This window comes from Methylocystis sp. NC52PC (genome assembly GCF_055698645.1).
The window spans coordinates 1,973,072-1,991,903 of record NZ_CP170127.1 but is presented as its reverse complement, the minus strand read 5'-3'; the positions used below and the strand labels follow the sequence as shown (position 1 = coordinate 1,991,903).

The 18,832-nt window shown below is 64.3% G+C and carries 17 protein-coding genes and 2 tRNA genes; 11 read left to right on the top strand and 8 right to left on the bottom strand.

Annotation, left to right across the window (positions count from 1 at the left end; genetic code table 11):
- Positions 1–346: 346 nt before the first annotated feature.
- A complete protein-coding gene (locus tag ACETII_RS11585) occupies positions 347–730 on the bottom strand; it encodes a hypothetical protein (RefSeq protein ID WP_472785576.1) in 384 nt (127 codons plus the stop codon).
- Positions 731–925: 195 nt separating this feature from the next.
- Between ACETII_RS11585 and ACETII_RS11580 the strand changes: the two genes are divergently transcribed.
- The 10 genes from ACETII_RS11580 (at position 926) to ACETII_RS11535 (ending at position 10,196) form a co-directional block, all read left to right on the top strand.
- The gene (locus ACETII_RS11580; protein WP_472785575.1) at positions 926–2,779 is read left to right on the top strand and encodes a PQQ-dependent dehydrogenase, methanol/ethanol family; all 1,854 of its coding nucleotides are present in this window, start codon (positions 926–928) and stop codon (positions 2,777–2,779) included.
- A 10-nt stretch (positions 2,780–2,789) separates the two neighbouring features.
- Complete coding sequence (locus ACETII_RS11575) at positions 2,790–3,614, top strand: substrate-binding domain-containing protein (RefSeq protein WP_472785574.1); 825 nt, start codon at positions 2,790–2,792, stop codon at positions 3,612–3,614.
- A gap of 11 nt (positions 3,615–3,625) precedes the next feature.
- A complete protein-coding gene (locus tag ACETII_RS11570; RefSeq protein WP_472785573.1) occupies positions 3,626–4,336 on the top strand; it encodes a c-type cytochrome in 711 nt (236 codons plus the stop codon).
- Positions 4,336–5,304, top strand: coding sequence for a cytochrome c oxidase subunit II (gene coxB, locus ACETII_RS11565; protein ID WP_363346045.1), 969 nt, complete (start codon positions 4,336–4,338; stop codon positions 5,302–5,304). Before ACETII_RS11570 ends, coxB begins: the two co-directional genes overlap by 1 nt.
- Before the next feature lie 10 nt (positions 5,305–5,314).
- Entirely contained in the window at positions 5,315–7,258 is a 1,944-nt protein-coding gene (gene ctaD / locus ACETII_RS11560; RefSeq protein WP_472785572.1) for a cytochrome c oxidase subunit I, read from the top strand.
- Positions 7,251–7,841, top strand: a complete 591-nt coding sequence (locus tag ACETII_RS11555; protein WP_472785571.1) for a cytochrome c oxidase subunit 3 — start codon at positions 7,251–7,253, stop codon at positions 7,839–7,841. The genes ctaD and ACETII_RS11555 overlap by 8 nt, the downstream gene beginning before the upstream one ends.
- Positions 7,842–7,845: 4 nt before the next feature.
- On the top strand, positions 7,846–8,292 hold the full coding sequence (locus ACETII_RS11550) for a hypothetical protein (RefSeq protein WP_472785570.1): 447 nt from the start codon (positions 7,846–7,848) through the stop codon (positions 8,290–8,292).
- A complete protein-coding gene (locus ACETII_RS11545) occupies positions 8,280–9,548 on the top strand; it encodes a cytochrome c oxidase assembly protein (RefSeq protein ID WP_472785569.1) in 1,269 nt (422 codons plus the stop codon). The genes ACETII_RS11550 and ACETII_RS11545 overlap by 13 nt, the downstream gene beginning before the upstream one ends.
- 61 nt (positions 9,549–9,609) lie before the next feature.
- Positions 9,610–10,008, top strand: coding sequence for a hypothetical protein (locus tag ACETII_RS11540; RefSeq protein WP_472785568.1), 399 nt, complete (start codon positions 9,610–9,612; stop codon positions 10,006–10,008).
- Positions 10,005–10,196: a hypothetical protein gene (locus tag ACETII_RS11535; protein ID WP_472785567.1), complete on the top strand. Its 192-nt coding sequence runs from the start codon at positions 10,005–10,007 to the stop codon at positions 10,194–10,196. Before ACETII_RS11540 ends, ACETII_RS11535 begins: the two co-directional genes overlap by 4 nt.
- 18 nt (positions 10,197–10,214) lie before the next feature.
- Here the strand turns inward: ACETII_RS11535 and ACETII_RS11530 are convergent, their stop codons facing one another.
- The 6 genes from ACETII_RS11530 to ACETII_RS11505 all read right to left on the bottom strand — a co-directional run bounded on the left by ACETII_RS11530 (position 10,215) and on the right by ACETII_RS11505 (position 18,325).
- Positions 10,215–11,912 carry an amidase gene (locus tag ACETII_RS11530; protein WP_472785566.1) on the bottom strand — a complete coding sequence of 566 codons (1,698 nt, stop codon included), beginning with the start codon at positions 11,910–11,912 and terminating at the stop codon, positions 10,215–10,217.
- Between the two features lie 9 nt (positions 11,913–11,921).
- Positions 11,922–13,352 carry a SagB/ThcOx family dehydrogenase gene (locus tag ACETII_RS11525; protein WP_472785565.1) on the bottom strand — a complete coding sequence of 477 codons (1,431 nt, stop codon included), beginning with the start codon at positions 13,350–13,352 and terminating at the stop codon, positions 11,922–11,924.
- Positions 13,353–13,354: 2 nt separating this feature from the next.
- Positions 13,355–15,607 (bottom strand): TOMM precursor leader peptide-binding protein, encoded by a 2,253-nt coding sequence (locus ACETII_RS11520; RefSeq protein WP_472785564.1) that lies wholly within the window; start codon positions 15,605–15,607, stop codon positions 13,355–13,357.
- 210 nt (positions 15,608–15,817) lie between these two features.
- The gene (locus ACETII_RS11515; protein WP_363346025.1) at positions 15,818–16,183 is read right to left on the bottom strand and encodes a hypothetical protein; all 366 of its coding nucleotides are present in this window, start codon (positions 16,181–16,183) and stop codon (positions 15,818–15,820) included.
- A gap of 162 nt (positions 16,184–16,345) precedes the next feature.
- Positions 16,346–18,025: a carbamoyltransferase family protein gene (locus tag ACETII_RS11510; protein ID WP_472785563.1), complete on the bottom strand. Its 1,680-nt coding sequence runs from the start codon at positions 18,023–18,025 to the stop codon at positions 16,346–16,348.
- A 210-nt stretch (positions 18,026–18,235) separates the two neighbouring features.
- A tRNA-Ser gene (locus ACETII_RS11505) sits at positions 18,236–18,325 on the bottom strand.
- A 207-nt stretch (positions 18,326–18,532) separates the two neighbouring features.
- Here ACETII_RS11505 and ACETII_RS11500 point away from each other — a divergent pair.
- A tRNA-Ser gene (locus tag ACETII_RS11500) sits at positions 18,533–18,622 on the top strand.
- Positions 18,623–18,628: 6 nt separating this feature from the next.
- Here ACETII_RS11500 and ACETII_RS11495 read toward each other — a convergent pair.
- Positions 18,629–18,784 (bottom strand): hypothetical protein, encoded by a 156-nt coding sequence (locus ACETII_RS11495; protein WP_363346021.1) that lies wholly within the window; start codon positions 18,782–18,784, stop codon positions 18,629–18,631.
- Positions 18,785–18,832: the final 48 nt, after the last annotated feature.

Sequence of the window (18,832 nt, the reverse complement as noted above, 5' to 3'; positions counted from 1 at the left end):
ACAGCGAGCGACATGAAGGGGCTGAGCGTTCCACAATGTGCGAGAGCCGGTCGAGCATAGGCTTCTTTTTACGGCCGAGGTCAACTCGCGCGTCGCCATTCCTGCACTTCAGCGACGGTAGCCTGATCGCCCAGCCGGCGTATTTCCGGAGTATGACGGCAAGGCGACGGTTGAACGGCCTGAAAGGATAAGGAAAACGGGGATCATCGTCTTGGAGTCAAATTCGTCCCGGGTGGTTTTCCTCGTTTCTCAAACTCTGCTCAAAATATTTCTGGAGTTTTTCCGCCATGTCGGAGAGCCCGGACACGTCCGGGCCAAAGTTTGCAAGAGCGCCGACGTCGTCCGTTCAGCGCGCCGTCTTCATGGCGTAATAGACGTCGAGCGCCGCGACGAGGCCGATCGCCAGCGCCGCTAAGCCATTCGCCTTCCGCACGCTCGCGTCGCGACTGCCTAGTTTTGGCGCGACGGTCGCCATGTCGACGACGTCGCCGAAGGCGCGCGCCCAGAGCCACGCCGCCGGCCGGCGCGACAGGAGAACGCCAAGGCCGGCGATCATTTCCCTGAGGCCGTACGTCTGCAGCAGAGTGGATTGCCGCTCCATGCCCAGCGGCCTGCCCACGCTTTTCGGGGCGAAGAATTCGAGAAATCCGAGGCCGAGCGAAAACCAGCCGAGCCCATTGACGATCGCCTCTGTCGAGGCCGTCTGCCGCATCGCTTTCCGCCGCATCATCCTGTTCCTTCCAACTGCAATGGCGAACGCCCCCTTAACTGGCGGCGTCGCGGCGCCGGGACAATCCACTGAAAAGCGAGTCGAAACGCCGAGCCGCGCTATTGCTCTGCTCGCTCCCGTGGCGGCGCGCGCTACGTCCTGCCGGAGCCCCTTTCCAAATGGCCCCATTGCTTCGTTTCAATAAGAGAGGCGGCGATGCTGGAAATTCCCTCGCTTGCGACTGTTGTGTCCGCCGCGGCGGCGCGGCTCGGCATCGCGCTTTTAGCGAGCGCGTTCGGCGCACATGCCTTCGCCCAGCAGCCCCTCGACGCGCTTTCCTCAGACGCCCGCAACTGGCCCATGGCCCCGCGCGATTACGCCAATACGCGCTTCAGCGCTCTCGATCAGATCAACGCTGGCAATGTTTCAAGATTGAAACTGGCATGGGCGTTTTCGATCGGCGCCGATCGCGGCCAGGAGGCGGCGCCGCTCGTGATCGACGGCGTCATGTATGTCGTGGGCCCTTACGATGGTCCGCGCCCCAATCAGGTGTTCGCGCTCGACGCGGCCTCCGGCGAATTGAAATGGTCCTATGCGCCAAAGCCCGATCTCGCCGCGAAAGGGGTCGCCTGCTGCGACGTCGTCAACCGCGGCCTCGCCTATGACAATGGCAAGATCTTTCTCAATACGCTCGACGACCACATGGTCGCGCTCGATGCGCAGAGCGGGAAAGAACTCTGGGTGACGAAGCTCGGCGACATCAATCTCGGCGAGACGATCACCATGGCCCCGCTCGCCGTCAAAGGAAAAGTCCTGGCGGGCAATAGCGGCGGCGAAATGGGCGTGCGCGGCTGGCTCACGGCCGTCGATCAAGCGAGCGGGAAAATTGTCTGGCGCGCCTATTCAACCGGCCCTGACGCTGAAACGCTGATCGGCGGGGATTTCAAGCCGCACTATGACTGGATGAAGGGAAAAGACCTCGGGGTGGCGACTTGGCCCGCCGACCACTGGCGCACCGGCGGCGGCACCGTGTGGGGATGGCTTTCCTATGATCCCGAGACCAATCTGGTGTTCTACGGCACGGGCAACCCAGGTCCGTGGAACGCCAACCAGCGTCCCGGCGACAACCTCTGGACAAGCACGGTCTTCGCCCGCGACGTCGACACCGGCCACGCCAAGTGGGCCTATCAGATGAGCCCGCACGATCTTTGGGACCACGACGAAGTCAATGAAAATATCCTGCTCGAACTGGAGATCGGCGGCGCCTTGCGCAAGGTTCTGATCCATCCCGGGCGCAATGGATATATGTATGTTATGGACCGGGCGACGGGCGAGGTCCTGTCGGCGGACCCTTACGATACGGTCACGGTCTATAAGGGGATCGACCTCAAGACGGGCCGCATTGCGCCCAATGACGCGTTGGCGCCTGTCCTCAACAAGACGGTTGAAAACATCTGCCCCGCGCCGCCCGGCGCCAAGGACTGGCAGCCGATGGCCTGGTCGCCGCGGACGAAGCTGCTCTACGTTCCGCATCAGCATCTATGCGCCAATTTCAATGCGAGCGAAGTGAGCTATATCGCAGGAACGCCCTTCGTCGGCGCGACCGTCGACATGTATGCCGGACCGGGCGGGCATCGCGGCGAATTCCTCGCCTGGGACCCGGTCAAACGCGCCAAGGCGTGGGCGATCACTGAAAAACTTCCTGTCTGGAGCGGCGCCCTCGCGACCGCGGGCGACGTCGTCTTCTATGGAACGATGGACCGGCTGTTCAAAGCGCTCGACGCCAAGAGCGGCCAGTTGCTCTGGCAGTTTCGCGGTCCGTCCGGCTTCATCGGTCAGCCGGTGACGTATGTGGGGCGCGACGGCGTTCAATATGTCGCCATTCTCTCCGGCGTCGGCGGCTGGCCCGGCGTTGTCGCCAACGCCGAGATTGATCCGCGCGTACGCAATGGCGCGCTCGGCTTCGTGGGCGCCACGCAGGATTTGCCCCTCTACACCGTCGGCGGCAGCACGCTGCTCGTCTTCTCGCTCAGCGACGCCGGCGCGCCGCCCCAGCAGCCCGCGCCATGAGGGCCTTGGAATGCGGCTGAAAAATCCACTGTGCGCCACATGCGCCGCACTCGTTTTAACGCTCGGCGGCCACAACGCCGCAGGCGCTGAGCCGAATGTGCTGCGCGTCTGTGCGGATCCGAATAATCTCCCCTTTTCGGACGCAAGTGGAAACGGCTTGGAGAACAGGCTCGCCGAACTCGTGGCGCGCGAGATGGGCCGGACAGTCTCTTACGTCTGGTGGGCGCAACGCCGCGGCTTCATCCGCAACACGCTCAAGGCGGGGCTCTGCGACGTCGTCATGGGCGTTCCGACACAGTATGACCCGGTCGCGACAACGCGTCCCTATTATCGCTCGAGCTATGTCTTCGTTTCGAGAGAGGACCGCAACATCGACGTCGCCTCGCTGAAGGATCCCCGGTTGCGCAAGCTGAAAATTGGGGTGCCTCTCTTTGGCGACGACGGCATGAGCGCGCCGCCCGCCCATGCCTTGGGCGACCAGGGCATCGTCGGCAACGTGATCGGCTATTCGATTTATGGCGATTATCGCGACGCCGCTCCGCCGGCGCGGTTGATTGAAGCGGTGGAAAGGGGAGACGTCGAGCTCGCGGCGGCATGGGGCCCGCTCGCGGGCTATGCGGCGCTCAATTCGCCTGTTCCGCTACGCGTCGTCTCGATCGAGAACACCGAGGACTTCGCGCCGCTGCAATTTTCCTTCGACATCTCCATGGGCGTGCGCAAAGGCGACGCCGCGTTGAGACAGCGGCTCGATGACATCATCGCGCACAAGGGGGCGGAGATCGACGCGTTGCTCAAGCGTTACGGCGTCCCCATCGCGTCCAAAGGCGCTCGCTAGGAGAACGGGCCATGCACATGCGGCGTCTCTCTCTTTTCGCCGTTGTTACAGCCCTTAGTCTCGCCGCCGCCTCGGCGCCGGCGCGTCCCGTTCGTCGCCACGCGCCGCAACCTGCGCCGCCCGCGCAACAGGCGCCTCAACCCGCCGCGCCCGTGGCGCCCTCGCCCGAGGCGGAGAAGCCGCAGCCGCCGCCGACAAGTGGCCCAGCAGCGCAAGGCGCGCCTGTTCCGCCCTACGCCAGCCCTCGTCAAATACTGGAGGCGCCCGTCTCCACGCTCCTGCCCGGAAACACCGGCCCGAGCCCGACGATCAAAAACCCGGTTGGCGGCAATCCCGAAGCAATCCAGCGCGGGATGAGCTATTTCAATACGTTCAATTGCAGTGGTTGCCACGCGCCCAATGCCGGCGGCGGCATGGGCCCTTCGCTCAGCAACAAATTCTTCGTTTACGGCGGCGAACCGCAGAATATCTACCTGAGCATTTATCAGGGACGGCCGAACGGCATGCCCGCCTGGGGCGCCATGCTGCCCGAAAACATCATCTGGGATCTCGTCGCCTATATTCACAGCATCAGCCGCGAGCCGTCTTCGACATGGGGGCAGACCTTCTCGCATGAGGCGTTCAATATCGAACAGGTCCCCGCCGAATTTGCGGACACGGCGGCGCCCTGGAAGGAAACGCAGCGTTTCAGTTTCGGCCAGAAACCCAGCGAGAAACGCTGATGCCGACGCCCGCCGACCCGGCGATGAATTATCTTGAGGCTTTCGGCGAAAAGGCGGAGGCAATCTCGCTGCTGACCTGGGCGCTGCTGATCCTCTCGATTGCGGTCGTAGCCATCATCGCGTTGCTGACGGCGGCAGGCGTAACGATGCGACGGACGTCGCTCGCAGCCGAAGACGCGAAACGCGAACCGGTCCTTCGTCCCAGCGGCGGCCTCTCGTGGATCACCGTCGGCGTCGCGCTGTCGACGCTTGCGCTCTTCGCCTCCATGGCGTGGAACGCCTATACGATGGCTGCGGTCAACAGACCGCCGCGCGCCCCGGCGCTCACCATCGAAGTCATCGGCCATCAATGGTGGTGGCAGTTCCGCTACAAGAGCGACGATCCCGCGCAAACATTCGAGACCGCCAATGAAGCGCATATTCCGATCGGCGCGCCGGTGCGCCTGGAAGTCCGTACACAGGACGTCATCCATTCCTTCTGGATTCCAGCGCTCGGCGAGAAGATCGACCTTATTCCCAGTCAGACAAACGTAACCTGGTTCGAGGCCGAAAAGCCTGGCGTCTATCGCGGGCAATGCGCGGAATATTGTGGGCAGCAACACGCCCATATGGCGATCGCCGTCGTCGCCGAGACGCCGGAGGCCTTTCAGGCATGGCGCGTGGCGCAGCTGCACCCGGCCGAAGCGCAGCAAGGCGGCCTTATTGAAGGCGAGGCCCTGTTTCAGGCCCGCTGCAGCGCCTGCCACACGGTTCGCGGCACGCTCGCCGGCGGCAAGCTCGGACCCGATCTCACGCATGTTGCAAGTCGTCTCGGCATCGCAGCAAACACGCTGCAAAACACTACGGCGACTCTGAGCGGCTGGATTGCCGATCCACAGCGGATCAAACCCGGAAACAAGATGCCGACGCTGGACTTGCAGGCCTCGGAACTCGGTGCGATCCGCCGCTACGTGCAAAGCTTGAAATAGGGAGACGCGCATGGCTGTCGCCGATTCTGACCGCTCCCTCGAGCTGCAGCAATCGGGCGCTCCGGCGCGCGAGCGGCTTGCTCGAATATGGGAAGGCGAGGCCGGTCTGCGCGGTTGGCTTTCGACCGTAGACCATAAGGAATACGGCAAGCGCTATATCGCCACCGCCTTCATCTTTCTGATCCTTGGCGGGCTCGAGGCGCTCGTCATGCGCGTCCAGCTCGCCGGCCCCAACAAGACGCTGCTCACGCCGGAGCAATATAATCAGCTCTTTTCGATGCACGGCCTCACAATGATTTTTCTCTACGCGCAGCCCGTTCTCTCCGGCTTCAGCGTTTATCTCTTCCCTTTGCTTCTCGGCGCGCGCGACATGGCGTTTCCGAGACTGAACGCCTTCTCCTACTGGATCTATCTCTTCTCGGGACTTTTCATCTACGCCGGCTTCGTTATGGGTTACGGGCCCAACGACGGCTGGTTCAATTACCCGCCTTATGCTTCGATGCGTTACAATCCTGGCCCAAACATGGATTTTTACGCCATCGGCATGATCCTGTTCGGGGTCTCCTCCACGGCGGGCGCGGCGAATTTCGTCGTCACCTTCCTGCGCGCCCGTGCGCCTGGCATGTCGATCAACCGCGTTCCCATCCTTACGTGGGGAACGGTGACGGCCTCCTTCGGGATTCTCTTTTCCGTTCCCGCGGTCAGCCTCGCCTTCTTTCTCTTGTGGACGGATCGCCAGTTTGGGACGGATTTCTTCAACCCCGGACAAGGCCAGCCGCTTCTGTGGCAGCATCTTTTCTGGATATTCGCGCATCCGTGGGTCTATGTCGTCGTTCTTCCGGCGATGGGCATCGTCTCCGACGCGCTGCCAATCTTTTGTCGTCGCCCGCTCGTCGGCTATACGGTCGTCGTCCTCGCCACTGTCGCGACCATGGTGATGGGGTTCGGCGTCTGGCTGCACCATATGTTCGCGACCGGCATTCCTTACCTCGCGCTTTCCTTCTTCAGCGCCGCCTCCTTCGTGATCACCGTTCCGAGCGCGGTGGCGGTTTTCGCCTGGATCGCCACCATCTGGACCGGGCGGCCGGTGCTCTCCACCGCCTTTCTCTTCTTCGCAGGATTCATCGTGATGTTTACGCTCGGCGGCGTCTCGGGCGTGATGACGGCGGCCGCGCCTGCCGATCAGCAGCTCACCGACACTTATTTCGTCGTCGCCCATATTCACTACGTTCTAATTGGCATCAATGTGCTTGCCGTCATGGGCGGGCTCTATGTCTGGTTCCCGAAAATGACCGGACGTCTTCTCGACGAACGCCTCGGCCGCTGGAATTTCTGGACCGTCTTTCTCGGCTTCAATATCGCCTTCTTGCCCATGCACTGGACGGGCCTCGCGGGCATGCCGCGGCGGATTTACACTTACCCCGAAGGTCTCGGCTGGACGGCTGTCAATGTGGTGACGACCATCGGCGCCTTCATTTTGGCGGCGGGCGTTTTGCTGCTTTTGGTGAATATGTATGTAAGCCGCCGTCATGGCGCCGCGGCGGGACCCGATCCCTGGGGCGGGCCGACGCTCGAATGGGCGACGACTTCTCCGCCGCCGACTTATAATTTCGCCGTCATTCCGGCCGTCGCGAGCCGCCATCCGCTTTGGGAAGGCAGCCTCGACGAGAGCGGTGAGCGTTCTTCCCTCCAGCGCGGCATGATTCTCGACGACGGCAAGGAGATGCTCACGACGACGGCGCTCGACGCCGAGCCGGACGCCATCCAGAAAATGCCGCCCGATACGCTGGCGCCGCTTCTTGCCGCGCTCGCGGCGACGGCGCTCGGAGCGGCGGCGCTTCTTCACGCCTGGATCGGCGCGACGATCTTTACGCTCCTGCTCTTCGCCACCCTTCTCGTCTGGCTGTGGCCGCAACGCGCGATGGGACAAATCTCGGAGCAGGCGCATGTCTGACGAAGCGCTTCGGCGACTCCCGGTCGGCAGCGTCGGTCACAAACCCTTCGGCTGGTGGGGCATGCTGACCGTCGTGATGACGGAAGGCTCTCTCTTCGCTTATCTGCTCTTCACCTACTACTACTTCGTCGTACAATACGGCCGCATATGGATTCCCGAGGCGCCGAGCCTGCGTCTTGCGGGACCGAACACGGTCGTCCTGCTGTTGAGCAGCGCCTTCGTCTGGTGGGCGGAGAACAGCGCGGCGCGCGGCAAAACCAAGGCGCAATCGCTGGGGCTCGCGATCGCCCTTCTCCTTGGCGTCGTCTTTCTCGCCATCCAATTCCTCGAATGGCGCGACAAGCCCTTCACGCTTGGATCCGGCTCCTACGGCTCCGCCTATTTTATCACGACGGGCTTCCACATGGCCCATGTCGTCGTTGGCGCGCTCATGCTCGCGGCCGTTCTGCTGTGGTCTTTGCTCGGCTATTTTGATCGGGAAAGGCACGCGGCTTTGTCGATCGCTGCGCTCTACTGGCATTTCGTCGATCTGATCTGGCTGACGATCTTCTTCACCTTTTATGTCACGCCTTACATAGGATGAGCCAATGCCCAGAGAGATCATGGAAGCTTATGGAGTCGAGCATCCGGCGCCGCATCGGAGCCGCGTCTCCGACTCTGTGCTTTTTTCGGCGCTTCTCGCCGCGCCGCTCGCCTGGTCCGCACAGCTCCTCATAAACTATGGTCTCGCGAGTGAGGCTTGTTTTCCACGCGAGGCGCCGAAATCCGCGCCGATCTGGGGATCGCTGCACGCTGAACTCCTCGCCATCAATTTGCTCGCCTTGGCGATCGCGATCGCGGCGACCATCGTATCTTATGTGATCTGGCGGCGCGTGAGCGAAGAGGCGGCCGGGGGCCATGCGCATTTGGTCGAGGCCGGAGAGGGCCGAACGCGCTTCTTCGCTATTTGGGGCGTGTGGTCGGGGGTGTGGTTCATCCTTCAAATAGTTTTTGGAACCATTGCGGCGGTGGGAGTTCCGGGATGCGGAAGCTAGCCGCGCTCCTTTTCCTCGTCGCCTTGGCGGCGCCCGGAGAAGTCCTCGCAGATCCCGGGCACGAAGCTGCGCCCGCGTTTCCCCATCCGCTCGCGCTTTTGATCCTTGCCCTTGTCGCTCTCGTCTACGGTCGCGGCGTCCAAAGAATCGCTGCAAAAGGCGCCTTCGGACGCGTCATTACGGCCCGGCACATCGGATATTGCGCAGTCGCGCTTCTCTTGTCTTACGCCGTCGTCGCTTCGCCAGCCAGCGCATGGGGCGAGCGTCTGTTTTCGACGCATATGGCGCAGCATCTCGCGTTAATGCTGGTCTGCGCGCCGCTGTTCGTCGCGGCAAAAACGTCACAGGCGGCTGTCTACGCCTTGTCGCCGACGCTTCCCGCCCCGGCGCTGTCCTCCGCCCTGAAAATATCGGCGGTCGTCGCAGCGCCCGTAGCTCTCTGGCTGTGGTTCACGGGACTCTTTTTGCTGTGGCATTTGCCGACCCTCTACGCCTGGGGGCTGCGCAACGAGGCGGCTCATGCGCTGGAGCACGCCAGCTTCTTTCTTGGCGCCTATGGCTTTTGGTCCGTCGTTCTCGCGCCCGCGCGCGCACATGCGCTGGGCCATGGCGCGCGGTTGCTGTTCGTTGCGAGCGCGGCGCTGCTGAGCGGCCTGCCAGGCGCCCTCATCGCCCTGTCGTCGCGGCCGCTCTATCAGATCGACGCGGCGCAGGCCGCACGCCTCGGACTGACGCCGCTCGAAGACCAGCAGCTCGCTGGACTCGTCATGTGGATTCCGGGCGGGCTCGCCTATCTTATCGCTGTTCTGGCGCTGCTTTCGGGCTGGATCAGCGAAGCGGAACGACGCGCGTCTCGTAGAAGCAGAGGCGGAGGGGCGGCCCTCGTCTTTGTCTTATGTTCCCTGTCGCTCGCCGGATGCGACGACGTCACGCCGAAGCGCTTCGCGGCCACGGCGGCGGCGAGCGAAGCAACGGGCGGCGACCCGCAAAAAGGCGCGCAGGAGATTGCGGCGATTGGCTGCGGCGCCTGTCACACCATTCCCGGCGTCAATGGCGCGAACGGGCTTGTCGGCCCGCCGCTCAACCGCATTGGACGGCGGGTATACATTGCTGGCGTCTTGCGAAACACGCCGGAAAATCTCGAGGCCTGGCTGCAGGACCCGCAGAAAATCGTTCCTGGCAATGTGATGCCCAATATGGGCGTTTCCCCCGAGCAGAGCCGCGACATCGCCGCCTATCTTTATACGCTGAAATAATGTCAGCGCATGGGTTTCCGGCCTCGCCACATTAGTTGAGTGAGGGCGAGGCGCCTTATCCATGACAGAAACAAGAGCGATTGACGCCAGGCGTTCAGGCGACGCCGTCGATGTGACGGCGGAGGCCCCCGCGCAACGCACGCGGCGGCGCGCATTGCTCATCATCCTGTCGACCATTCTGGCCCTCGCGCTCGTCGGAGCGGGCTATCTCTATTGGGAGCACACGTCTCACTTCGAAAGCACGGACGACGCCTTCATCGACGCACGGCAATTCCCTTCGGAAGCAAATGTCGCGCAATCTGCAGCGGCGCTGCGCTTTGCGCAGCAGGAAGCCGAGCGCTCGCAGACCCTCGTGCAACGCGGCACAGGCACGGTGCAGCGCCAGCAGCAAGCATCCTCGACGCTCCAGCAGGAACAGGCGCGGCGCAAGAGCGCCGTCGACGGCGTCGAAGCTACATGAGCAGACTTGCCGACGCCGCAATCCCCTCAAATTTGCACTATCAGCAGACGCTGCAGCGCCTCATCGACTATTTCCTCTCGCTCGGCGGTTCGGCGTCGCTCGCGCAGCGGCAGGCGACACAATGGATCGGGCGGCAGCTCGAGATGCAGTCGTCGCTGCTGCCTATATCGACGTCTTCCACACCTTGATGCTGCTCGCCGCCCTCGTTATTCCGCTCGCCACGATCCTGCGGCGCGCGCCGCTCGGCGCCGCCCCGCCGATGGCGCATTGATCCCGTCTTTCGCGCAGGACAGCCGCGAGGCCTTCTTCGTGGGCGGCGTAAAGCCGCCGAAGGCGCGTTCGAGCAGCGTCGCGAAGGCGATGGCGGTTCGATCCTCGTAAGACGGACCAATGATCTGCACGCCGATCGGCAGGCCGGAGCCGTCCTGCGCGATCGGCGCCACGGTCGCCGGCAGCCCCCCGATGGTCGCCGGCGCCGCCCAGATCGTATGAGCGTCGAGATAGGAGACAGGCTTGCCGTCGACCCGCACGCGTCGCGCCTCGAGCGGCGTCGAATGGTCGTGCGGAAGAGCGGTCGTTGGAGCGGCGGGGCAAAGCACGACGTCGACGTCGCGAAAGAGTTCGCGCCATTTTTGCTGCAGTTCAGCGCGCTCGGCCTCGAGGCCGCGCCATTCGCGAAAGCTCAAGACCGCGCCGCGTGCGCGTTCGGCCGCGAGGCTGCGATCGGTTGGGGAAACGGCGTCGGCGGCGCCATAAAGCCTATGGTAGGCCGCGACAGGAAGACCCGCGCCCCAATAGGCGGAGAGCAGACGCACGTGAAGACGCGTCGCCTGCGCAAGGTCGGGCGCCAAGGCGCGCCTGTCGGCGACGCCTGCGCCGGCACGCCCGAGACGTTCGGCCAATGTCGCGAGCGCCAGACCGATGTCGCTTCCCGTTGGGCCAAGGGGATGACGATCGATGATGAGCACGCGAAAGTCGCTGAGCTTCTCATGGCGCGGCGGCGGCAAGGCGAGCCTGTAGCCGACGCCCGCGCCGATCTCGTCCGGCCCGGCGACAATGTCGAGCGCCAGCGCCAAATCGGCGGCGCAGCGCGCCATCGGGCCGATAACGGCGAGATCGTGCTCAACCGGCAAAGGGGGTGTATCGGGAAACGCATGGCCCCGGCGCGGAACGAGGCCCGGCGTCGGCCTATGGGCGTAGATCCCGCAATCATGCGCCGGTTCGCGCAGGGAGCCGCCCATGTCGGAGCCAAGCGACAGCGCGCCAAAACCCGCCGCCAGCGCCGCCGCCGAACCGCCCGACGATCCGCCCGGCGTGCGGCAGAGATGGAAAGGATTGTTGGTCGTTCCATAGACGCTGTTGTCGCTCTGCCAATCGCTCAGCCATTGCGACACATTGGTCTTGCCGAGGATGACGGCGCCGGCCTTTTTCAACCTTGCAACGGCGAGAGCGTCTTCCTTCGGCGTGAAGCGTCTGAAGCGCGGATCCCCCCAGCAGGTGGGCAGGCCGGCGACATTGAAGGACTCCTTTACAGTAACAGGAACGCCGAGCAAAGCGCCGGTCTCGCCCCGCGCCAGCGCCGCATCCGCCGCTCGCGCCGCTGCGCGAGCGCGATCGAAGTCGCGCACCGGCACGGCGTTGATGGACGCGTCCAGCGCCTCGATCCGCGCGATGGCGCCGTCGACGAGCTCCAGCGCCGAGATGCGCCGATCGCGCAGCGCCGCGGCGAGTTCGCCGGCGCAGCGGTAATCCCATTGCGACGAAGCCGTCTCGCTGGCCGCGGCCCGCGCAGGACCGCCAAGAGTCGCCGACGCCGCGCAGGCGCCGGCGTTGAGAAGAAAGCCGCGCCGCGTCGGGGCGTCCACGGCGCCCTGCGCAGATTGAGCCTTGTCTCGATTACCCATCTTCGCGCGTCATGGCGGGCCCTGGGCGGCGGCGCGGCCGATCGCCATCTGACCCACCGCGCCTTCCACATGGAACGGCAGCGCGGTCATCCGCGCGAAGAGGTCGATGTCGCCGACGCCGATGGCGCAGGCCCCGAGCTCCATCTCCGTGGCCATCAGATAAAGCGTCTGCATGACGACGCCCACATGCTTCAAGACCAGAGAATAGGCGAAGCCGCTATATTTCCATGACACGCGCCCGAAGCGCGCCGCCATCGTGATCATGATCTGCGGCCGCCCGGGCGCGCCCATCGCAAATTGTCCATCATCGATCATCGCGTCGAGCTGGCGTTCGGTCACCTCGATCGAGACCAACGCGTGTCGATCCGCGTCGTAGTGATAGAAACCCCGCGGCAGCCCCTCGCATGTGTCGACGGCGAGATAAAGCTCGAGCTCATAGCTGGCGCCGCCTGAAGGATACGGCCGCGCGGCGATCTCCATCTCCTCGCCGTACGCCTCGCTCAGCTTCTGCCGTGCAACGATGCGCGCCGCGCCGTCGAGAAAGCGCGCGACTTCGGCGAGCGTGATGGGATGCGCGTTATCGAAGACGCGTTCGGACCGCCGCTGGCGCAGCAGCGCCGTAACGGCGGAGCCTTTCGCATCCGCAATCGCCTCGAGGGCGATCGCCTGACCTGGCCATGCCGGTCGCACCGCAGGCGGCTGCGGGGCGAGATTCGCATGGGCGTAGAGGCCGCCCGTTGGATTGGCGTGGCGGCCGTTGGTGCTGCGCATATGAAAGAGGAGATCGTGGAATTCCCACAAAGCGAGATCGCCGTCGCCTTCGCTCCTGCGTAAGCCTTTGGCGGGATCAGGCGCGAAAGCCATCGCGCTGTGGACGAGCAGCGCGAGGAACTCTTCTCCAAAAAATTCCGGCGCGCCGCGAAGGTCGGCGAGCGTCTGTGGCGTCGCGAGGCGCGCAAGGGCGGTCGCGACGCGCGGGTCGCACAATCGAATCACAGCGCCGGCAAGAGGCGATTCCAGCACAATATCCTCGCCCCGCCGCCGCAGGAAGGCAAAGCGCGACAGAACGTAGGAACGCGCCGCGTCGAGCTTCTGAAGGCTCGGCTGGTAATCGCGCATCTGCGGTTCGATCACGACAATGTCCGGCGCCTCGGGACCGCGGGCGAGACGATATTCGACAAGGCCGTAGAGGGCGAGCCGCTGGATGAGCCCCCGCAGCTCTCTTTCCTCGGGAGTGTCAGTCTCGTGAAGGCGAGAGAGCGAGACGCCCGTGGCAAGCTGCCCGGCGCAGCGCGCAGCGTTGGCGCTGAACTTGCCTAAAAGCAGCGACTCGCGGTCGAAACGCGCCTTTAGAACGCCGCCCGCCGCCTCCTCCAAGGAAACGCCGGGACCCAATTTGGCAAGGAGCAATGCGGGCGCTGGCGGCTGATCGTCGCTCAAGTTCAGGTCCGTGGATACAAAGGATTGAGGTCCCGTTCCCGCGTCGGCCGCTTTCGTAGCCCGAGCGCGACCGGCGTGTCATAGAGCCGGCCCGGTCCGAAGCGACGATAGAAATGCCGCAAGCCCGGCGCGATCACCCGCACCACCGGAACCTCGATATCGGGCCGCGTCTGATCGAGGACGAGAAAGTCGAAGCCCTTCTTTGCCATATGCGCGACGCAGGCGCGCACCTGCTCGCGTCGGTCGTGCGTCACGAAATCCTTGAACGGCGAACGCTCAAAACCCGCTGTCCCCTCCGGGCGCAGATAGGCGTGCTTGCGCAGGGGCAGCGGATCGTTTCCGTAATCGTCGCCCGTCTCTTCCGGCCGGCCGCGCAGCCGCTCGATCGCGAGAAACTGGTTGAGTTCCGTCATCGCCCGCAGCGTCGCAATGCGCGGATCGAAATGCGCCCCCGCGGCGACTTCGATGAACTCGCGCCCGTCTTCCGTCCAATGCGCCACCGCGATGACGACCGGAATCCCGATGTCGTTTGTGACGTCCAGCGCCCAGACGTCACGACCCATCGCCGCAAAAGCGGCGCGCAGGTCGCAGACGTAGCTGTCGCCGAGCGCGTCGAGATCGATCCCGGGACGCCGCAAGCGGTTGTACCACCAGATGGCGTACGCGTCCCGCTCCACGAGCTCCAAAAACCCCTGGAGGATCGCCTCTTCGATCGTATTGCCGGCCGCGCAGCCATTCGAGTCGGCGCTGAACTGGCTGGCGCAGCCAGATTCATGGAAGAAGTACAAAAGCCCGGTCGGGACATGCTTGAAGCGTTGGTCGCGCAGCGACCAGACGGGCGACCATTCCGTCTCGGCCAAGGGATCGAAACGGCGCGGCGCCCCGTCGCCGGAACAGCATCCTTGCGCGCTCTCCTCATATTGCGCGTCGCTATAGTGAATGATCTCTTCGGGATGGATCGCCTCGCCGGCGTTAAAATCCACGAAGCGGCGCGTTAGTCTGATCTCGTCGCCCTGGAAGATCCCACAATAGCGTTCGATCGCCTCCATGAGCGCGCTGGCTTCGCCCTGCTCCGCCGTGCTGCCCTTGCCATAGCTGTCGCCGCTCAATCCCGCTTGTAATGCGTCGACGGTCTCCGGACAAGGCGAGAAATTATGGCGCGCGACGAAACTCGCGTCGAGCGGCTGGTCGCTTCTGATCCGCTCGAGATGCGACACGACGCCCGTGAGCGGGCTGACATGCTTGCGATGGCGAGCGACCGTCTCCACCGGCGTCATGGATCGGTAGCCGCCGCTCGTCACGATGATCCTGCCGCCGGCGCGCAGCCGAATGGGAACGGGCGTGCGTTCCGGATCACGCAGCGCCGCGCCGCCGCAGACCGGACATTGCGGGCGCGCCGGCACATAATGGCGCGCCACTTCGGAGCCCAGCATGTCGAGGCTCACAATATGCTCGCCAAGGTCGGTGCGAAAACCGCTGGCGATGGCCTTGCCGATTTCGGCGGCCGCGAGCGAGACGCCGCTTCGCCCGAGCGACGCTGCGCCAAGCGGCGACGCCGAGACGCAGCGCGCCGCCTTGCGATCCAGAAACGCCTTGACCTGACGGTTCCATTTCATCCGGTCGGAGAGGCATCTCCAGCAGGCGCTTTTACCAGGACTGAAAATCGGGCCGACGAGCGGAAACAGTCCTGTCGGCTGAACGGGCAGCCAGTCCCTCTTTTCCTCGAGCCGCCGGCGATTGAATTCGGCGAGCCGCTCGTCGAGATAATCGCCGACGAGCGCAACCGTCAGATCGCCCTCGCCGTCAGCCACCCTGACGCCGAAGCCGCGCAACGCCTCTGCGAGTTCGTCTTTTCCATCGACGCCCAGCGGTTCGATCGCAACCCCGACATTCTGGAGATTCTCAACCGCAGCGGCCGGATTGAGACCCATGCTCGCCCAATAGGCGGCTGTTGCGTCCTGCGCGACATCGGAAGCGACGACGAAGCGACGATCGATGAGCCGCCGAAGCGCTTCCTCGATCTTGGCGACCGGAAAGTCCGCGGCAAGCGCATGAACGATCGAGGCCTCATCCTCGCCCGCCCCGATCCGCTCCGCGAGCGCGCAATACAGCGCGCCGCGCAGAAAGAACTTCCTGTTCTCGGAATAGAGGCAGACGACGTCGGGCGGAAGGATATAGACCGAGTAATTCGGCGAAAACCTGAACGCTCCGCCGACACGTCCCTCGAATTGCCGCGCGGGCGCTTCCATCGTCATCTGTCGACCGCCAGCCCCCATTTGTTTCGCGACGCTTGGACCGAAAAAGCCTGGACCGGAAAAGCCTGTACTGAAAAAGTTCAGCGGCGAACGCGCGCCTTCTGAAGCCCCGCCCGTCAACGATGAGACGCGCCTGCCCGCCGCGCCGAGTCATTCCCAGCGCGACGCAGCTCTAGCCAACGGCGATCTCGGTCTATCCTGAGGCCGACCTCAGCCCGCGCAGCCCCTGCAGCCTCTGCAGCCCCCGCATCCCCTGCAGCCGCGACAGCCTCTGCAACCCCAGCATCCCCTGCAGCCGCGACAGCCCCATCCCCACCAGGCGACGGTTTCGGGCTTGGCTTCCTTGACGTCTTCGCGATCGAACAGACGGAAAGAGCTCAAGCCGACGTCGAAGACCTCCTGCTCGTGAAGATCCATGTCCATGAGGCGCGTATTGCTGGTCGTCGGCTCGGTCGCGGCCTCCGCCGGGCTGCTCTCGGCGCAGGCCGCCCCTGCGAGGGAGAAGGATACGCCGATGACGCCAAGGGCCTTTTTTCCTCGATGCGGGTTCCGAGAGTGGTCCGATGAACGCGCCATTGCCCTACCTCCGCAAAAAGATAAAAACCCGCGACCCCAACGAAGTTAGTCTAGCACCCGACCCCGCGCCGTCAATGCCCCTGCTCGGCTGGTTGACCAGGTTACGCTAGCGAATCAATATTTTGGGCGCAGCGACTTTCCGCAGCCCGAACCGCTTGCCGCTCAACTCTCGGACGTCACGCAAACGTCGCCGATGAACAGGGCGTCGAGACCCGCGCCCCGAAAAGTCGCGACGGCGTGCGCCGGCGTGCAGACGATCGGTTCGCTGTCGTTAAAGGAGGTGTTGAGCACGAGCGGCACGCCGGTGCGCTCGTAGAATCGTGAGATCAACGCGTGATAACGCGGGTTCGCCGCCCGCCGCACGATCTGAACGCGCGCAGTGCCGTCTTCGTGGACGACGGCCGGGATGCGCGCCGCGCGACCTGGCTTCGTCGGGCAGGCGAAGAGCATGAATTCGTGACTGGGCGACGGCGGGCCGATCTCGAACCAGTCGTCGGCGTGTTCGGCGAGGACGCTCGGGGCGAAGGGACGGAAGTCCTCACGGTGCTTGACCCGCTGATTGAGGGTCGCCCGCGTATCCGGCCGGCGGGGATCCGCGAGCAGCGAGCGGTTGCCGAGCGCGCGCGGCCCGAACTCCATACGCCCCTGAAACCAGCCGACGATATTGCCGTCGGCGATCATTTCTGCAGCCTCCAGCGGCGCATCCTTGCATTTGCGGGGCTTCAGTCCGGCGGCGCGGATCGCCGCCAGCGCATCGCGTTCGTCGTATTCGGGGCCCAGATAAGGCGTCGCGCCGCCGATCGGGCGCTTCGCCCCGGGTGCAGCGCAATGGGCGACAAGCGCCGCGCCAATCGCCGTCCCTGCGTCATGCGGCGCCGAGGGGATGAAGATGTCGCTGAACACGCCGGCGCGCGCGAGACGCGCATTCGTCACGCAGTTGAGCGCGACGCCGCCGGCAAGGCATAAGGCGCCGCCGCCTGATTCGCGCGCCAGACGGCGCGCCAGCGCGAGCATCGCAAGGTCCGTCGCGTCCTGCAGCGCGGCGGCGACGTTCATATGATGGGGGAGAAAGTCGCCGTCCGGCGCCCGCCTCGGCCCGAACAGCGCATCGAGGCCGCGGGGCTCGAGCGAATGGAATCCGATCGCCTCGCGATCCACGGCGTAGCCTTGCTCGCCAATCTGGATGATTGACGCAAAGGCGCGCCGAAAGACCGCCGGGTCGCCATAGGCGGCCAAGCCCATGACCTTTGCGGCGTCGTGAGGCGAAAAGCCGAGATAGACGCTTACATGCTCCCATACGAAGCCGAGCGAGTGGGGATAGGAGAGGCTCGCGATGACGCCGATATGATTGCCCTCGCCGCGCGCGAGCATCGAGCAATCGGCCTCGCCGATGCCGTCGACGACCAAAATGGCTGCCTTGTCGAAGCCCGACGGATAATATGCCGAGGCGGCGTGCGCGAGGTGATGAGGCACGAATTTGAGCGCCTTGCCGAGGCGCCGCCCCATCAACCGGGCGACGGCGTCGTCGATCTGGTCGAGCCCGCGAAGGAACGCCGCTTCGAGGCCGACGTCGGGCCACCATTCGGGATGAAACTTCCGGCGCCTCAGTCCAGGCTCGAAGGAATAGGCGACGATATCGACGTCGCAAGGACGCAGGCCCGCAGAATCGAGACAAGAGCGCACCGCCTGCTCGGGCATCTCATGCGGATTGTCGACCCGGGCCTCCTTAGCGTGCTTGATGCGCGAAAAGCGCTCCTCTTCGCACGCCGCCACAACCTTCCCGTCGACCACAAGCGCGGCCGCGGATTCGTGAAAGACGGAATTGATTCCGAGAATGTTCATTATGGCGGCAGGCTCTCTTTGCTCGCCTCGCCGTACGAAGCTCGAGCTTGTTCTTCTTGCAAGCCTGGGACGAGACCGCACCCTCGCGCCCTGGAGCGCCATCATGCCAAAAACCTGATGGGAAAGGAAAGGCGCAGACGCGCGCCGCCGAGGCCCGCCGCATGGGGCCAAGACGAGCGAAGGCAGCCTATCGGCGCGAGAGTCGGGACATGGCGGAGGGGGCGGGATTCGAACCCGCGATACGGTTTCCCGTATACACACTTTCCAGGCGTGCGCCTTCAACCACTCGGCCACCCCTCCAGTGGCGCGCACTATATTCATGACGGCCAAGAACGCAAATGCTGTTTCGAGGTCTTCAAAAAAAGCTTTAGGCTTTGGAAAAAAAGGCTGTTCGCCGGGCCTCGCCGCGACGCTGCGCGCCATCGGGGGAGCTTGATTGCGGGCGCCCCCGCATGCTATTGGCAGCGCACCACACAGGATCCCGCCGGTCACGCGGGATCGGGCCGCGGAGAGGTGGCTGAGTGGTTGAAAGCACCGCACTCGAAATGCGGCATACGGGCAACTGTATCGGGGGTTCGAATCCCTCCCTCTCCGCCACTAGCCTTAGCGCGAGGTCTTGTCCTTCGCCTCCTTTGCTGCAGCTTCCCGCAGCCCCTGGGCGATCATGACGCCGAAGGCTTCATGCTCCTCGTCTGTCAGGTCCTCGAGTTTTTTCCCGAGCGACTTCGCGAATTGGTCTTCGAGTTCAGAGATAGACACTTTGCCGCCTCCGGTATGTCGGGCGGGCCCTCCAAAGCACGCGCCGAA

What these genes read in the sequence shown, in the direction of transcription:
- ACETII_RS11530 (WP_472785566.1), bottom strand. Translation starts at nt 11,912, where the DNA reads ATGGGTAATCGAGACAAGGCTCAATCTGCGCAGGGCGCCGTGGACGCC.
- ctaD (WP_472785572.1), top strand. Translation starts at nt 5,315, where the DNA reads ATGGCTGTCGCCGATTCTGACCGCTCCCTCGAGCTGCAGCAATCGGGC.
- ACETII_RS11520 (WP_472785564.1), bottom strand. Translation starts at nt 15,607, where the DNA reads ATGACGATGGAAGCGCCCGCGCGGCAATTCGAGGGACGTGTCGGCGGA.
- ACETII_RS11575 (WP_472785574.1), top strand. Translation starts at nt 2,790, where the DNA reads ATGCGGCTGAAAAATCCACTGTGCGCCACATGCGCCGCACTCGTTTTA.
- ACETII_RS11540 (WP_472785568.1), top strand. Translation starts at nt 9,610, where the DNA reads ATGACAGAAACAAGAGCGATTGACGCCAGGCGTTCAGGCGACGCCGTC.
- ACETII_RS11555 (WP_472785571.1), top strand. Translation starts at nt 7,251, where the DNA reads ATGTCTGACGAAGCGCTTCGGCGACTCCCGGTCGGCAGCGTCGGTCAC.
- ACETII_RS11545 (WP_472785569.1), top strand. Translation starts at nt 8,280, where the DNA reads ATGCGGAAGCTAGCCGCGCTCCTTTTCCTCGTCGCCTTGGCGGCGCCC.
- ACETII_RS11535 (WP_472785567.1), top strand. Translation starts at nt 10,005, where the DNA reads ATGAGCAGACTTGCCGACGCCGCAATCCCCTCAAATTTGCACTATCAG.
- ACETII_RS11510 (WP_472785563.1), bottom strand. Translation starts at nt 18,025, where the DNA reads ATGAACATTCTCGGAATCAATTCCGTCTTTCACGAATCCGCGGCCGCG.
- ACETII_RS11515 (WP_363346025.1), bottom strand. Translation starts at nt 16,183, where the DNA reads ATGGCGCGTTCATCGGACCACTCTCGGAACCCGCATCGAGGAAAAAAG.
- ACETII_RS11550 (WP_472785570.1), top strand. Translation starts at nt 7,846, where the DNA reads ATGCCCAGAGAGATCATGGAAGCTTATGGAGTCGAGCATCCGGCGCCG.
- ACETII_RS11585 (WP_472785576.1), bottom strand. Translation starts at nt 730, where the DNA reads ATGATGCGGCGGAAAGCGATGCGGCAGACGGCCTCGACAGAGGCGATC.
- ACETII_RS11570 (WP_472785573.1), top strand. Translation starts at nt 3,626, where the DNA reads ATGCACATGCGGCGTCTCTCTCTTTTCGCCGTTGTTACAGCCCTTAGT.
- coxB (WP_363346045.1), top strand. Translation starts at nt 4,336, where the DNA reads ATGCCGACGCCCGCCGACCCGGCGATGAATTATCTTGAGGCTTTCGGC.
- ACETII_RS11580 (WP_472785575.1), top strand. Translation starts at nt 926, where the DNA reads ATGCTGGAAATTCCCTCGCTTGCGACTGTTGTGTCCGCCGCGGCGGCG.